Origin of the sequence: Dehalobacter sp., from assembly GCF_030063005.1 — a bacterium.
GTDB lineage: Bacteria > Bacillota > Desulfitobacteriia > Desulfitobacteriales > Syntrophobotulaceae > Dehalobacter > Dehalobacter restrictus.
Genome location: NZ_JAPDHR010000012.1, coordinates 1 through 14605 on the forward strand (window position 1 = coordinate 1; position 14605 = coordinate 14605).

Here is a 14605-nt window from a genome sequence, read left to right on the forward strand (position 1 = left end):
AGTGTAATTTGTTCGCGGTTTATTCCGTTTTTATATGGCATAATTATTCCCCTTATGATTCGGTTTCCTTACTTAATTATACCATATTTATCCATTATTCTCTACGTTTTTACACAGCCTGTGGATGCCACCTCCCGCGTAGGAACGGCTTCCTCGGACGTTAGCATGTGCAACGATCTTGCAATCGTCAGCCTTTAGAACTTTTGCGGTTACCTGTTTCAGGATGATGTTGAAGTACTTGAAAGTATACGTCCTTTTAGCAAGTGCTTCTTCACTGGCTCTTTCCATAGACTCAGATGGATAGCTTTTACTCAGTCTCATGATACCCATACAAGCCCGGTAGGTTTGTACCGGATATTCCCGGCTTTCAAGGACGTGTTTAATGAGTTCCAGCGTGTTCGGACCGATTGTTTTGGCCCAGGACAGAAAACGCTCTGAACTCCAGCCCGAGACGGCTTTATGTCCCTCCGGCATATGATCCGGCAGTGTCGTATACCGCTTGTAAGGGTTATGGTTTCTTGGGAATACGGCGATCCTTTCGCCGCTCACATAAATTTCAATCGTTTTGGAGGTGGCCCGGATGGAACATTTCTGTCCAACATAGGTGTAGGGGACGCTGTAGAAGAATCCCTCATAATCCACATGGTAATTGAACTGGATTTTGGTCTCTTTCCACTCGGCAAATTCATATTTCCCGGCAGGCAGTGACTGTAAACAAGGTTTGTCGATCTTTTCAAAGGCACTTACCCGGTTACCTTCCATCTTTTGAAAAGGTCGCACGATGAACTTGGCCAGTTCTTCTTTGATCGCCTGGTTGAGCTCATACAGGCTGAAAAACTGTGTGTTTCTTAAAGCCGCGATGATCTTTCTGGAGACATTGCCGACCATATTCTCATCCGCTGCTTTGTCTTTTGGCTTGGCTGCCCGGGCTGGGATGATTGTTGTGCGGTAAAATCGTCCCATTTCGTTGTAACTCTTGTTGAGCACCGGATCGAACCGGTCAGGTGTGGTGACGGCAGTCTTTGTATTATCCGGGATCGTCACTTTCGGAACACCGCCATAGTATTCATACGCTCTGATATGAGCATCAATCCAATTCGGCAGCTTCATGTCGTCATAGGCATAGACAAAGGGGTAAGCACTAGCCGGAAGTACCGCTACAAAAAGGTAAACCGTTTTGATTTCCCCGGTTTCCGGATCCACATAAGACATGGTTTGGCCGGCCCAGTCGACCTGCATTTCTTCGCCTGCTTTATGTTCGATATGCATGGTGAGCTGATTGGCCTTCTTGAATTTACGGTACCGGTCGCAAAACTGCGTGTACATGATACCGTCAGGATGCTTATGTTTATATTCTTCCCAGAGAAGCATCAGGGTGACACTTCTTCGCTTCATCTCATAGAAAACATATTCCATATCCGGTTCGGGCATTGTATGTTTACTGGTTATCGGCGGATAAAGTAGTGACAGCAATTGTTTGTCCGTTAGTGTTACGGGCCATGTGACTCCGGCATCTTCCGCTCTTTCAAGCACTTCCGATACGGTGGATTTACCGCAATCGCAGGATTTTCCGATTTCTCTCAAGGATAGACCGACTTCATGTTTTAATCTCAAGATTTCTTTGACTTTCAGCACTTCCAGCCTCCTCATCGTGTTGCCCCTTTCTTTCTTCTAAAGAAAGGGTACCAGTTAGCTTACTAACTCGACAAGGTGTCCGGATGCTGCCGAAATGCTGTCCGGATAATTCCGTTTTACTGTCCGGATGTGCCCGTTACGCTGTCCGGATACTGCCGGAATCGGTGTCCGGATGTGTCCGAAATATGCACCCGCCAAGGGGGTACCAGAGGAATACGGCATCTTTTTTGTATCCTCGAGGCATACAGAATCGGTTGCAAGGATTGAACGACTGAAAGGCTGATGAATAGAGGATTGTGGCGTATTTGTCTTAAGGTTGATTCTGATAACCCTTGAGAGTATAAAAAAGATGATGTTCCGACTCCAGAATGGACAGACGAAGGAAAGATACTGCGAAACCGGAAGATATTGATGGTTTGCTGTTTGGAATTGATGTAAGATTTTGATAGAATAACATAAGTATGCTTATGACATTCATAATATAGGAGTTAATTGATGGATAGCAATATAAAGAATTATTTAGATTGCCTGATGGTACCTATTCCTGGTGGTATGGAGCATTTAAGGGATTATTGGGATGAACAGAAATGGATTAGTACAGATTCCAAAATGAGCATACCTGGGCTAAAAGGCAATTTGACAGAAACAGAAAGAAAAGTCGATATAAAACCTTTTTTTCTTGCCAAATATCCTGTGACAAAAAGTCTATATGGAGTAATAACCCAAAAAGCACTGGTCAACGTAGAGTTGAATTCTATTCCAATGGTGAATGTATCTTGGTACGATGCTATTTCATTTTGCAACCTGCTTTCAAAGGAACGTGGATTGACAGAGTGTTATACTTTTGACCACAATGGCAGTAATGTATTTTGTGATTGGAATGCCGTTGGATACAGATTGCCAACAGATGCAGAGTGGCAGTATGCATGTAAAGCGGGATCAACTGGATACAGGTATGGGGAAATTCAGGATATTGCCTGGTACAGTGAAAATTCGGAAAGCAGGATTCACAAGGTAGGTAAAAAAGAGCCAAATAAATGGGGATTATACGATATGTTAGGAAACTCATGGGAATGGTGCTGGGATTTGTATGATGAAAAAACATATGGTCCATACCGTATTTTTCGTGGAGGGAGTTGGGCCGAATCGGCTAGAGGATGCGGCGCTACATGCCGTCGCCGTGGTCATCCGTCATTTTGCATTGATGACTTGGGATTCCGTTTGGCTAAAACTATCTGATAGCACTGTACCGCCTTTTTCCTGAAATAAGCCCTTCCGCCAAGGCCTAACCAGGCTTAGCCGACATCTTTTTTGTCTACTCAAGGCATGTGGAAAATTGTGTACTTATGTCGAAAAAACGAAAATAATAATGAATCTTTTAGGTGATTATGAAAAAGCTATGATCCAAGATTTCATGTCTTTATGAACCAGATCCCCAAATTTTCAAAAAACAGCAAAAAGTTTACTGACAACCGTATATAATAGGAATTGTGATAGTGTATTTGACGTAACAGATTGAGGTCTTTTTAACAGGTTATATTTCTGTGCGTAATGTCGCAGATAACGGAATATATGTGAACACGGGGTACAAAAGTTTTGCAGAGATGGGCGCATTGAGGGAGTTGCGCTCCGGAAAAGGAGGAACAACTGATGGCTGATGAAGAACAAAAAGAGGTCGGAACAATTACCCTGCTTCGCAGACTGTTTAAAGCCACAAATCTGGAGAAATTTATTAAAGAAGATTTAAAATCGGTCGATGTTCCTACTTTTCATGAATATATAACTGCTTTGTGTGCGGAAAGAGGCGAGGTCAAAGAACGTATCATAAACAAAGCCGGTATTGAACGCACCTTCGGGCATCAGCTTTTTAACGGCACAAGAAAACCGTCGAGGGAAAAGGCAATTCAACTGGCGATCGGTTTTGAAATGGACACAGAAAACACCCAGAAATTGCTTCGCATTGCCCGGAGTAATGCGCTGTATCCCAAAATTGACCGGGATGCCGCCATTATATATTGTCTGGAACATCACATGACTTATATGGAAACCCAGGAAACATTGCATGTTCACGGAATTACACTGCTAGGGAGAAAGAAAAAAGATGAATAAGTCGGCTGTTGACGGTTTTTTGCTAAGCTTTGACGACAGCCGCTTCCCCGAAGACTTCCTGCAAAAGTATGAACAAATGGAGTGCTTGGCGCATAACCAAATGGGTGAAACATTGCTGGTCAGAGATCGTCAATCAGATGTCTACCTTGTGGCAAAATGCTATACGGATCAATCACTTCTTTCCCGGAAAAATGAAAGCGATTTGTTAAGGGCGCTCCGTCATGATGGACTTCCGGCATTTGTGGGAGAGTATCAAAACGAGGCGATGCTTTGTGTCGTACGCGACTATGCCGAAGGCGTTCCTTTGAACGAGTATTTAAAAAGCAACACGCTTTCCGAACCACAGATTATCTCCATAGGGACACAGCTTTGCGATATTCTTTCCTACCTGCACGGTCAAACACCGCCCATTATCCACAGGGATATCAAACCGCAGAATATCGTTGTTGATGATCATGGTAAAATCAAGCTCATCGATTTCGGCATTTCCCGTGTTTATGATGAAACTGCAAGCAGGGACACCGTGTTTTTTGGCACAATGGAGTTTGCTCCGCCGGAGCAGTACGGCTTTGCCCAAACGGATTGCCGTGCCGATATTTTTTCTTTGGGCGTGGTTTTGTGCTGGATGTTGACCGGAGAAACAAAGCCCGGCGAGGTAAGCATTAAGAACCGTTGGCTGGGGGCGGTTATCAAGAAATGTACGGCCTTTTCTCCGGAGTATCGTTACCGTGACGCCCAAACGCTCAAACGCGCGCTCTTACATAAAAACGTAAGCAAATGGCGAAGAACGGCAGGTCTTATTGCGGGGCTGCTCGTATTGACTATCGGAATCGGTTTCTGGCAGGGATGGATTACCAAGCCGTCATTTCTTGCATCAAATGAAGCCTATGCTCCCGCGAAAGTAATACCCACTGCTGGTTCTGTACAATTTGCCGAACCTCTCATTGAACAGGCTGTCCGCACTGAACTTGGAAAAAGCGCTGGAGACACGCTGACGTCCGCCGACCTTGAATCTGTCACCGAGTTATACATATTTGCGGATAAGAGTACCGCAGATGTCACGGAATTTGAGCGGTTGCAGCAGGGTTGGAATCAGAACAACGGGACAATTGAATCGCTCTCTGATTTAGCCTTTCTTCCCAATCTGCGGGAACTTTGCCTTTCGGCACAAAATATCAGTGATATTTCGCCGGTTGCAGGGCTCGCGTCACTGGAAAGAATTGAACTGAGACATAATCCGGTTTCGGATATCTCATCGTTAGCGGGGCTTGAAAAGCTAAAATCAATTGGCTTAAACGGAACAATGGTGGCCGACATTTCCCCGGTCATCAACCTGAAAGGCTTGGAACTGCTTGACCTCAATGATGCAGACCATTACGATCCTGCGGTACTGGCCGGACGTACAAAATTTGACTTTCTGGATATTTCCAATGATACGGATTCGTATAAGTATCTGAAGGGAAAAACGATAAGGACACTCAAAATTATGAAAACGGACTTTGATTCGCTGACTTTTCTGGCCGGAGTGGAAGGATTAGAGGAACTATATCTCAATGAGACGAAGCTGACTGACCTCACCGGTATTGAAGCTCATGAGAGTCTGGTCTATTTGAACGTCTCCGGAACGAGGGTCCGTGACCTTTCGCCGCTCTTGTCGCTTCCTGGTTTACAGCAGGTAGTAGTGGATACTTCCATGAAAAAGGCAGCGGAAGCCATTGCGCCAAAAGCACTATTCGAGATCATCTATGAATAAAGCAGATTAAGCGTAAAAACTTATCAAAGGTGTGCAGGTTGCACACCTTTTTATTTTTTTTGTTTGTTATGATTTACTTGTCAATGACAATGTGTCAAGAACGAGAGCAAATAGGAGAGCATAGCGTAATATTACGAGGCGTATGTGAGGTGATAGATCTTGAAATACGTTTTGATCGGAACAGCAGGATTTTTAGTACTGATTGTGGTAATTTCACAAATAACACTTTTTGTCGAGAAGATCGGTGATTTTTCCAAGGAAAGAAAGCGGCTTCGCAGGCAAAAAGAATGCGTCCACGCCTGGGATGAAACCGAGTGCAGGTGCACCATATGCGGCTTTGAGAATCATGACTGGGAGAGCTATTACGTGTGGGTAGAGGAGGTTTGTCCGCATTGCGGGGGGAATGAGCTGCTGGACTGTGAATTTTGCGGCGTTGGTGGCATGATAGAAACGCAGCAGTACCATATGCGCTGCCGCAAGTGTAACCCAGACAAAGAGATTGGCGAAAACTAAACGAAACAGATGACGTCAAGCGACAATAAATAGAGCCATAACTACTCGAAGAAAAAATAAAGGCCTGAAAGAGGATGAAGGCATGAAAAGACTTGTGCTGGGGATGACAGTAATCATAGTTATCGCTTTGGGAGCATTAGCAAACTATGCCGACAGCCGGGGAGCCGAAGCAGAGGAGCTGCGGCAGAAGCTGCTGGTGCTGGAAAGACAGGCGGAAGAAGAGGTGGTGATTCCCGCTGCTTCATTACTGCGGATTGATTCCGACAGCAAAGAGAGACTGCCAAGATCCTATGAAATACTGACAGATAAATAAGTATGGAATATCCTGAAACGAAGGAGGAAGGGGAAACATGATGGGAATATTTAAACAGATATGGATGAGAAAAAACGAAAATAAGGACTGGCTGAGCAAGAATGAATACAAAGCATTGAAAGCCGTTGAAAAGCTGACCGACCAGGCAACGCTTGTTCAAGCGGCAATGAAAGGTGAATGCCGACAGGCGCGTGAAGCAGCTGTGATAAAACTAAACGGTGGGAAAGAGCTTATTGACGGTGATTCATGTCCGCTCTGCGGACAAAGCCAGGTAATTGAAAGTAAAACATGGTCGGAGACCGGAGAAAGATTGATTCTTTCCAATAATATCGGCAACGACTATTATGTCCCGATGACGACACAGTATTATCAGCAAAAGTGCAAATATTGCCAGCATATATATAAAAATGAGAAAAAAGAAATTTTGGATGGTGATTCTACCGACTTTAGGCTAGCTCCTTATAACAGATAGTAATGGGGAGGGGAACATGATGACAGACAGAAGCGCAGACTTTCTCAGACGGGCGCATTTTGCGGAAGAAGCGAAGAAATATGACACGGAATATTTTGAGCAGGCTTTCAATTTTCCTACGGATGAGCGTATTGATGAGCTGGCCAGGCTGGCGTTTTCCGGCCTTTACAGCAAAGAAGCACGCGACACGCTGCTGCGGATATACAGGTCCAGGCGTTTCCGGGAGAAGGTCAGTACTTATGAAGGATGCGGGCTTTGGGAGCATGAAGACGTAAGCTTCGGCGACGTCCAGGATCATCAGGACTTTCCGCCCAACAAATTTACCGTACGCTATATTGAAGAAGACGAGATTTGGGAAGAGATGAAAACCGCCGATCAAGACAGGCTCTTTGAATTGACCGGCAGCGATTTCCACTCGGTACGTATCGAGGCGATGAAACGGCTGACCGATCAGGAGCTTTTGTATCGGATTGCAGCGGGCAAAGCGGCAGGAGACAGGGAAAGTGCCGCTGCAAAATTGACGGACGATGAAAAGCTGCGTGATGCGGTGATGGAGAACAGCGGACTTCTTCAGTACAAACACCTGCGCGATAGGATTAAGGATAAGAGCGTATTCCGGCACTATGCCCAAAACGGCAACTCCGATGAACAATTATACGCCCTGCTCCGGCTGCAGGATGATGCACGCCTGGCAGAGATAGCGGTGAGCGAGACGACTGAATACGACTGTTTATTGGCCTTGGGAGGAATGACAGATCAAAAACGAATCTGCGATGTGGTCTTAAACGCGCAACACGAGAGGATCAGGAAAGCCGCCCTTAAAGAGATTACTGAGCAGGAGCTGCTAGCGGATATCGTCATGCGAACGAATGATTTTCTGATAGAACTTAGCGCCATGGAGGGACTGTACGATCAGGCTTGTCTGGCAAAGGTCGCTTTAAACGGCGGCAGAGGCGACTATCTGGCGATTCAAAAACTGCGTGATGCAGCAACGCTTGTTACACTGATGGAAAAAGATATTCTTCCCCAAACGGCGTTTGACCGGCTTCGCACAATCTGCGAAAACTGGCAGGAGTATTTGACAATGGAACTCGTGGAAACCCTAATCGCCAGAAATAAAGACCATTTGTTTCCAGCAAAGGGAGATATGGCTATTCTGCGGGAAATCTATCAGGCGGGATTATTTCATGATGTCTTAAAGAAGTATGAAACAGAGCCGTTTCGGCCGCGAATGAAAAGCGATAAAAATGACCCCGGGCTGCATGTGGATTTGCCGGAAGTATGGCTTTTCGATCGCCGATTTGAAAGAAGGGGATTGTGATGTTTGAATTCAGACCGCGAAACTTCATGCTCCTGCCAACGATGGAATGTCAGGCATCCTGCCGTTATTGCTTCGGGCCAAACCGGGGCGAAACGATGCTGTGCGTCAGAGAGGCCATAGACTTTATAGATAACATTGCTCCCAAAGATGGCAGCATAAATCTTACGTTTCACGGCGGTGAACCGCTGTTGGCAGAAAAAGGCTATTACGAGTACATTTTGCCGATGCTGCGCGAGCGGTTTGGTTTAAGACTGCGGCTCTCCCTGCAGAGCAATCTTTGGGCGCTCACCGACGAGATGATCGCTCTGATCCGGAAATACGATATCCGTATCGGCACAAGCCTGGACGGATTCGAAGAGATGTGCGATGTCCAGCGCGGCAGGGAATATTTTCAAAAAACGATGGCGGGGATTCGGCGTTTGCGTGAAAACGGCATCAATACCCACTGCATCTGCACTTTCACGCCCGCCTTTGCTGACAGAGCCAAGGAAGTTTTTGAATTTTTTGCGTATGAACATATCCCCTACGCGATACATGGCGCAGTGCAGCCGATGAACGCTCTCCCAAGCGAACTGAGCGCTTCTGTGGATGATATGGACAAGGTATTGCTTGATACCTTAGCTGTATACAGGGAAAGGACATCCGGCAACAGGGTCGGAACAATCGATTCCATGGTTAAGGGCTGCTTTGACAGGAAAGGCAGCGTGTGCACGTTCTTTAACTGCCTCGGCAAGTTTGCCGCTATCGCCCCGGACGGCGGGATCTATTCCTGCCAACGGTTTTGCGGGAAAGAGGAATATTCGCTTGGGAATGTCCGTGAGCTCCCGTCAGAGACCAATATCGTAAACAGCGCCGCTTTCCGGCGTTTGGCTGAAAAGCAACAAAATGCCGAGACCACCTGCGGCACTTGTCCGCATACGGCGTATTGCCATGGCGGCTGCCTTTACAATATGCTGGCGAAGGGCAGCGAAAAAGATCCATACTGCGGGGCCTATCAAGCGGTCTATGATACTATCTCACAGGGGATGGCTCTGGAGATGGGCGGTGTCATGACCAAGCGGCTTTCAGAAAAGGAGGCGCCAATGCTTGCTATGGCAGGCGATCTTCCGCATCCGTTCGACCAGGAGGTAAACCGCTATAAACGCAAATGGGCACTGAAATGGGGTCAAAAGTGGGCGCCCGATTATATCCGGCAAGACCGCCTGAATAAGCTGTATTTACATATTACCTTCGCTTGCCCGCTGCGCTGTGACCATTGTTACGCCCGCGGCGGCGAACGGGAAATGCCGGAGATGAGGGCTCAGGATATTTGGTCTGCCGTACAGGCTGCCCGGCAAAACGGCTTCCACGCTGTCGTCATTACCGGCGGCGAACCGCTGATTCACAGTGATATCGATAACGTGCTGGCCTGGCTCCGCGATATTAATCTTAAAGGAATGCGCCTCAGCCTGCGCACTTCTCTTGGCCTTGATATCGGGAAGGATCGCCTGGCGGTTCTGGGCGAGGTGTTTTCGGAGATCATTGTCAGCATTGACGGCGATAAGACTTCTCACGACGCCAGGCGCGGCCAAGGTTCCTACGAAAAAGCCGTTTCGAATCTGCAGCTCCTTAAAGAACTGGGCTGCATCAAAAAAGTCGGGCTCTGCGCCACCCTGGCGAAGAGTCAGCGGGACGGCCCGGAAGGAGCGGCCGTTTATGCGCTGGCCAGGCAGCTGGGGATAGAAAAAGTCCGCCTGCGTCCGGTTTTGCCCTTGGGCCGATCGGAGAGCACACTAAGATCACCGAGTACATCAAATACGCTAAATACGCCAAGCGAAGAGGATTTTCTCTGTGGGGAAGAGAGCGATATTACCAGTGCCTTCGCCGCCCGGTATACCTGCGGGCTGGGGCAAAATCTTTATATTGAGCCGGATGGCGGCGCCTATCCATGCTATGCCTGGTGCGGTACGGATAAGCGGCTGGGGAACATCCGGGACGGACTGGAGAGCATTTTACAAAATGAAGCGTTTAAAGATCTCTCCCGCCACCATGTGGATACCAATGAAAAGTGCCAAGGATGCCGGGTGCGTTACCTCTGCGGTGGGATGTGCAAAGCGTGGGTCAAGGATAAGAAAAACCCCGACAGCGGCGAATTTGACTGCTCGGCAAGAAAAGCGATGCTTCTGCAGCTGGCAGAAAGACTGTAAAAGAGGTTGCAATGTAAGGTGATGAGAGGTGGGTGGGAGTATGAATTTCTTCGGACCTGCATGGAGAAGCAAAAACGAGAAAAAAGCGATTGCCGCCATCGGTAAAATGGATGATCAGGAACTTTTGCAGCAGGCGGCACTGGAAGCGTATGGCAGTGCCCGCTTGGCGGCCATCGAAAGGCTTTCCGACGAAAGCAAGTTAATGGAGGTGGCGCTGCATACGCGTTTACATGAAGAACGTCATAAAGCTATCACCAAGATAACCGACGAAAGCCTGCTGGCAAAGTTAGCCCTTGTCAATGGGGACAGCAGTCTGCTGCCCCGCATCACAAAACCAGAGTTACTCTTCAATATTGCCTTAAACGCGAACATCCATTTTTCAGCAACAGCGTTCAGTAAGCTGCGTGATACTGTGGATCCTGCTGGTTTACGGGCGGTGCTTACTAAAAAGGCCAGGAACTCCAATGAAAAGAATATGCCGGCCGTCCTGCAAATGCTTAAAACAATCGAGCCTGACAGATGGAAAACGTATTGCAGCCGAGAGACAATTGACGCGCTAATGGATCTGCGGTATTGGGGAGAACTATCGAAAATCTCCGGCTTGTTGTGGGATTTTTATAGGGACGACACCTTCAGAGCAATCGTCAATCAGGCGGAAGATGATTATCAAAACCAAAAGCAGCAGTGGGAGGGCGAATACAACCATATTATTGAAATGCTGTTCTATCTGGTCAAAGAAAAGCAAAATCTCCAGGCAGCACACTATATTCAGGCGATGTACTGCAGCGGCGCGTGGCGCGCCTACATCAAAAAACATAATGCCAAAACAGAAGCCCGGCACATCGATGAAACGTCATACGGAGCTTGTTATTTCGAGTGGTCTTCCTATCAGGTTGCGTACGAGGATGATTCGCACACCGATAAAAACGTCGCAGCGGAATACTATGTGCCGCTTGGGTTTGAAGCTGCTGATGAATAAAACACACGTCCGGGAGAAAGAGGTGTTGGTATGTCGTTAAAATGTTTGTTTGGTCATCAATGGGATAGTTGTGTCTGTAAGCGCTGCGGAAAACGCCATGACTATATATTTCTTAACGAAGAATCTGACAAATCTTTTCCACACCAAGAAACGGAGGCACCCCCATGATGCCTGATAGTTCGTTGAAAGAATTGATTGCGGAGGCCGAAGGCAGTGAAAAAAGGGCACGGGAGCTGGAAGAAGCACCAAGGGAAGGATCATTATCCTGCGGCTTTGAATATGGTTCCGTGGATTGTCACGGCTGTGAACACTTCGAGTTCTGCGAATGTAATGAGATGGCGAGAAGTAATGCTGCCCGAGACCTGTTTGCTGATGCTGCTGAAAAGTATGACGTGGCACTGGGTATGGCCAGACAGGCCGTACAGAATAAGGACTCCGCCGAAAGCTATGAGCTGTTGGCAAGACTGCTCCTGGATATCGCCATCCACCCCTACACCCCCAATTTTAAGGACTGTCCGGAGCTTTGGGAGGCGCAGTATATCTGGCTTCACCTTTTCTATCGAACGGGCGAAGAACGATATTTAGAGCAAGCCAAGCAGTGCGACGGCTTTCGCCACGCCTATGCGGTGGAAATTTCCGACGTTCATCAAGACACAGTGAACAAGCTGACCGACCAAGCCGCGCTGGAATTTATTGCTTTAAACGAAAAGGAGCGCCAACAATGAGTACCCTAGCAGAGTATGAAGTTACTTGCGCTGTCTGCGGCGAAAAAAGCCGGCAAACCGGACTCGGCTCGTCTAGTACCGATGGCGGGACGGATTTGGACGGCAGACCGGCGCCGTCCTTGCGCTATACGATGCAGTATTGGCTTCAAGAATGCCCAAACTGCGGATATATCGAAAGGAACATCACTTTGCCGGCAAATAAGACTGCGGCTAAACTTAAACAGTGTTATCAACCGTTTGACGAGCTGACCGATGCTCCCTTGGCGGCACGTTTTGCCAAATATGCCTGCTACCTTTCGCATGAAGGGAATTCGCCCGATGCCTGCGATCATTTTCTCTATGCCGCCTGGGTCTATGACGATATGAAGAAGGCCACCCGCGCGCGTACCATGCGACGTTTTGCCCTCGATTTTGCGCATGATCTGGCCAGCTCTGTGCTAAAAAGCCAAAGATGCCGGTATGTGTTGTTGAAAGCCGACCTGTTACGGCGTATGGGCAGGTTTGCAGCAGTACTAGAGATGAATGAGAAAGATGATGCCTTGGATGAGCGCGACCGCTGGCAGCTGATTTTTGAAAAAGAGCTTGCGCTGCTGGCAGACGAAGCAGCCCACAGTATTGAGGAACATCCCAAGCTATTGTCCAAAATGGAGGTGCCGCCATGTCCACATTTATGGAAATAAAAGTAGTCTGTGCCGTCTGCGGGAAAGCGAGTGTGCAGACAGAGCTTGGCTCCTACAGCGTGTTCGGAGAGCCGGATCTGGATTTTCGTCCCGCGGAGATGCTGCGCTCTACGATGAAAGTCTGGGTCCAGGAATGTCCCCATTGCGGCTATGTGGCGGCTGACATCCGGAAAAAGCCCCGCCTGAAGGAAACGGTACTCAGGCAGCTCTATGCGGAGACTAAAGGGTCGGATACTTTGCCGGAGCTCGCACTTACCTTTGAAAAATACGCGCTGTATTTAGAGCGAAGAAAAGACCTCGCCGGCAGTATCCGCAATTATTTGTGCGCGGCCTGGGTATGCGATGATGAGGAAGACATAGAAAATGCCGCCAGGCTGCGCGTCAGGTGCTTAGCTTTAGTGGATCAGCTGCTGCCCAAATGCTATACCAAAAGAAAACGCCGCAAGGTTTTGCTTCTCAAGGCCGACCTTTTGCGAAGAGTTGGCAATATTGACGTGCTGCGCCAGATAAGTGCGGATGATCGTTCTTTTGATTATGCTTCGCGGGAGATCATGTGCTACCAAAAGGAACTCGCCGAAAGGCACGATTATGACGCCCACTCTCAAGCTGAGATTGACCTGGAGGAAAACGACGATTTTTTTGAGAAAAAGAAAAGTACGCGACAGGATTGTTCCGTCCGCATCCGGGAATGCATCAGGCAGGCGTTGTCAACCAACGCTGCGGTTCGTGGAGAGGCGCTATCGGAATTGGACGAACTGCGCCCCCGGAAGTTCAATGCGCCATATTATGAGATCAGTAAAATCATCAGTAATCACAGCGGAAGTGCGGTGTATTACGGAGATCCTCTCGGCGTGGATCAGCTTGCCCCCTTAATTAACGTAGAGTTTATCGAACTGCTGGAATCTTTCGTTGTAGCACAGGATACCTGCCGGGAGAAGGTGACCGAAGAAAACATCCTGGCCATGTCGTTACTCCATGAACTGTATAAAAGCCCTTATCTCCCTGACGAATATAGAGAGCAGGCCCAGGCACAACAGCACAGGACGTATTTAATGCATGTCGACCACGGCGATGAAGACGATCATGGTGATCGTTACCTTACTTTGATACAACCTCATACATAAATATGTCAATATTATTTGAAATAGGAACACCGCAATTCTTGAGCAGAGAATACAATCAAGCATTGGGCGCTGAACTATGTCAAAACAGCTATGGCTGGACTGGCTGTAGGCAGGATTATGCGTATGGTGCAAATGAACGGAGGTAAAACATGAAACAAACGAAACAAATGGAAAGTGATATGCTCAAGAAGAAAACACTGCATCGGGAATTCACACGCTGCGGAAAGTGTGGTGAAGAAAAGGAATGCTGGTGTGACGATATAGACAAATATGATATCTATACCCGCCGCGAGATTGTATATTCTCCGGACAGCCGCGTAATTGAGAAGTATGGTCTGCAAACGCATAAGGTATATGAACATTCCACCTTGGCAGACAGGACGCATTTCAGGAAAAAAGGCAGTGTCAGAGCCGCCCTTTGTGATGGCTGTGTCGGTGAAATCCCTACGGCCTCCTACCTGAAACATTGGATTGTTGCCGTATTATCAGCAGGACTCTTGGTCACAGCTTATATTATGGGGCTCATGAACATTCTCCCGTGGGGCGTGGGACTGATTTCCGCTATGGTCGTATTCTATATTGTTCTTTCGGTTAGCGTGGTTCGCATTTTCCATGAAAGCAGTCTGTACCTGATCAGTATTTTGCTGGCACTTTTCGGACTGACAGGCTTTGTGTTTATTTTGGCACTCTGTAAGCAAAAAGAATGCCGTAGAAATGAAAATGAAACCTTGAAAACAAAATATATCATTGGTAAACTCTCGGAAATCACGTAGTTGCTCTTACGTCTTTGGACGG

The 14605-nt window shown here is 47.6% G+C and carries 15 protein-coding genes; 13 read left to right on the forward strand and 2 right to left on the reverse strand.

Annotated features, from left to right (window positions below; all coding sequences use genetic code 11):
• Window positions 1-87 precede the first annotated feature (87 nt).
• The gene (gene istA, locus OKX56_RS02970; protein ID WP_025205999.1) at window positions 88-1635 is read right to left on the reverse strand and encodes an IS21 family transposase; all 1548 of its coding nucleotides are present in this window, start codon (window positions 1633-1635) and stop codon (window positions 88-90) included.
• A gap of 54 nt (window positions 1636-1689) precedes the next feature.
• Window positions 1690-1857 carry a hypothetical protein gene (locus OKX56_RS02975; RefSeq protein ID WP_287895616.1) on the reverse strand — a complete coding sequence of 56 codons (168 nt, stop codon included), beginning with the start codon at window positions 1855-1857 and terminating at the stop codon, window positions 1690-1692.
• 273 nt (window positions 1858-2130) lie between these two features.
• On the opposite strand from OKX56_RS02975, the gene OKX56_RS02980 reads away from it, so the two are divergent.
• From OKX56_RS02980 to OKX56_RS03040, 13 genes are all read left to right on the forward strand, one after another.
• On the forward strand, window positions 2131-2874 hold the full coding sequence (locus OKX56_RS02980) for a formylglycine-generating enzyme family protein (RefSeq protein ID WP_025205998.1): 744 nt from the start codon (window positions 2131-2133) through the stop codon (window positions 2872-2874).
• Between the two features lie 411 nt (window positions 2875-3285).
• Entirely contained in the window at window positions 3286-3744 is a 459-nt protein-coding gene (locus OKX56_RS02985; RefSeq protein WP_025205997.1) for a hypothetical protein, read from the forward strand.
• Window positions 3737-5497 carry a protein kinase domain-containing protein gene (locus OKX56_RS02990; RefSeq protein ID WP_025205996.1) on the forward strand — a complete coding sequence of 587 codons (1761 nt, stop codon included), beginning with the start codon at window positions 3737-3739 and terminating at the stop codon, window positions 5495-5497. Before OKX56_RS02985 ends, OKX56_RS02990 begins: the two co-directional genes overlap by 8 nt.
• A 159-nt stretch (window positions 5498-5656) precedes the next feature.
• Window positions 5657-6010, forward strand: coding sequence for a hypothetical protein (locus OKX56_RS02995; protein ID WP_025205995.1), 354 nt, complete (start codon window positions 5657-5659; stop codon window positions 6008-6010).
• A gap of 82 nt (window positions 6011-6092) precedes the next feature.
• Window positions 6093-6323 carry a hypothetical protein gene (locus tag OKX56_RS03000; RefSeq protein WP_025205994.1) on the forward strand — a complete coding sequence of 77 codons (231 nt, stop codon included), beginning with the start codon at window positions 6093-6095 and terminating at the stop codon, window positions 6321-6323.
• Window positions 6324-6360: 37 nt separating this feature from the next.
• Window positions 6361-6795: a hypothetical protein gene (locus tag OKX56_RS03005; protein WP_025205993.1), complete on the forward strand. Its 435-nt coding sequence runs from the start codon at window positions 6361-6363 to the stop codon at window positions 6793-6795.
• Between the two features lie 16 nt (window positions 6796-6811).
• Window positions 6812-8116 (forward strand): hypothetical protein, encoded by a 1305-nt coding sequence (locus OKX56_RS03010; protein ID WP_144284050.1) that lies wholly within the window; start codon window positions 6812-6814, stop codon window positions 8114-8116.
• Entirely contained in the window at window positions 8116-10302 is a 2187-nt protein-coding gene (locus OKX56_RS03015) for a radical SAM/SPASM domain-containing protein (protein ID WP_025205991.1), read from the forward strand. Before OKX56_RS03010 ends, OKX56_RS03015 begins: the two co-directional genes overlap by 1 nt.
• 40 nt (window positions 10303-10342) lie before the next feature.
• Window positions 10343-11281: a hypothetical protein gene (locus OKX56_RS03020; RefSeq protein WP_025205990.1), complete on the forward strand. Its 939-nt coding sequence runs from the start codon at window positions 10343-10345 to the stop codon at window positions 11279-11281.
• 164 nt (window positions 11282-11445) lie between these two features.
• On the forward strand, window positions 11446-12006 hold the full coding sequence (locus OKX56_RS03025) for a hypothetical protein (RefSeq protein WP_025205989.1): 561 nt from the start codon (window positions 11446-11448) through the stop codon (window positions 12004-12006).
• The gene (locus tag OKX56_RS03030; protein ID WP_025205988.1) at window positions 12003-12686 is read left to right on the forward strand and encodes a hypothetical protein; all 684 of its coding nucleotides are present in this window, start codon (window positions 12003-12005) and stop codon (window positions 12684-12686) included. The genes OKX56_RS03025 and OKX56_RS03030 overlap by 4 nt, the downstream gene beginning before the upstream one ends.
• The gene (locus tag OKX56_RS03035; protein WP_025205987.1) at window positions 12665-13810 is read left to right on the forward strand and encodes a hypothetical protein; all 1146 of its coding nucleotides are present in this window, start codon (window positions 12665-12667) and stop codon (window positions 13808-13810) included. Before OKX56_RS03030 ends, OKX56_RS03035 begins: the two co-directional genes overlap by 22 nt.
• Before the next feature lie 149 nt (window positions 13811-13959).
• Window positions 13960-14583, forward strand: coding sequence for a hypothetical protein (locus tag OKX56_RS03040; protein WP_025205986.1), 624 nt, complete (start codon window positions 13960-13962; stop codon window positions 14581-14583).
• The last annotated feature ends 22 nt before the right edge of the window (window positions 14584-14605 follow it).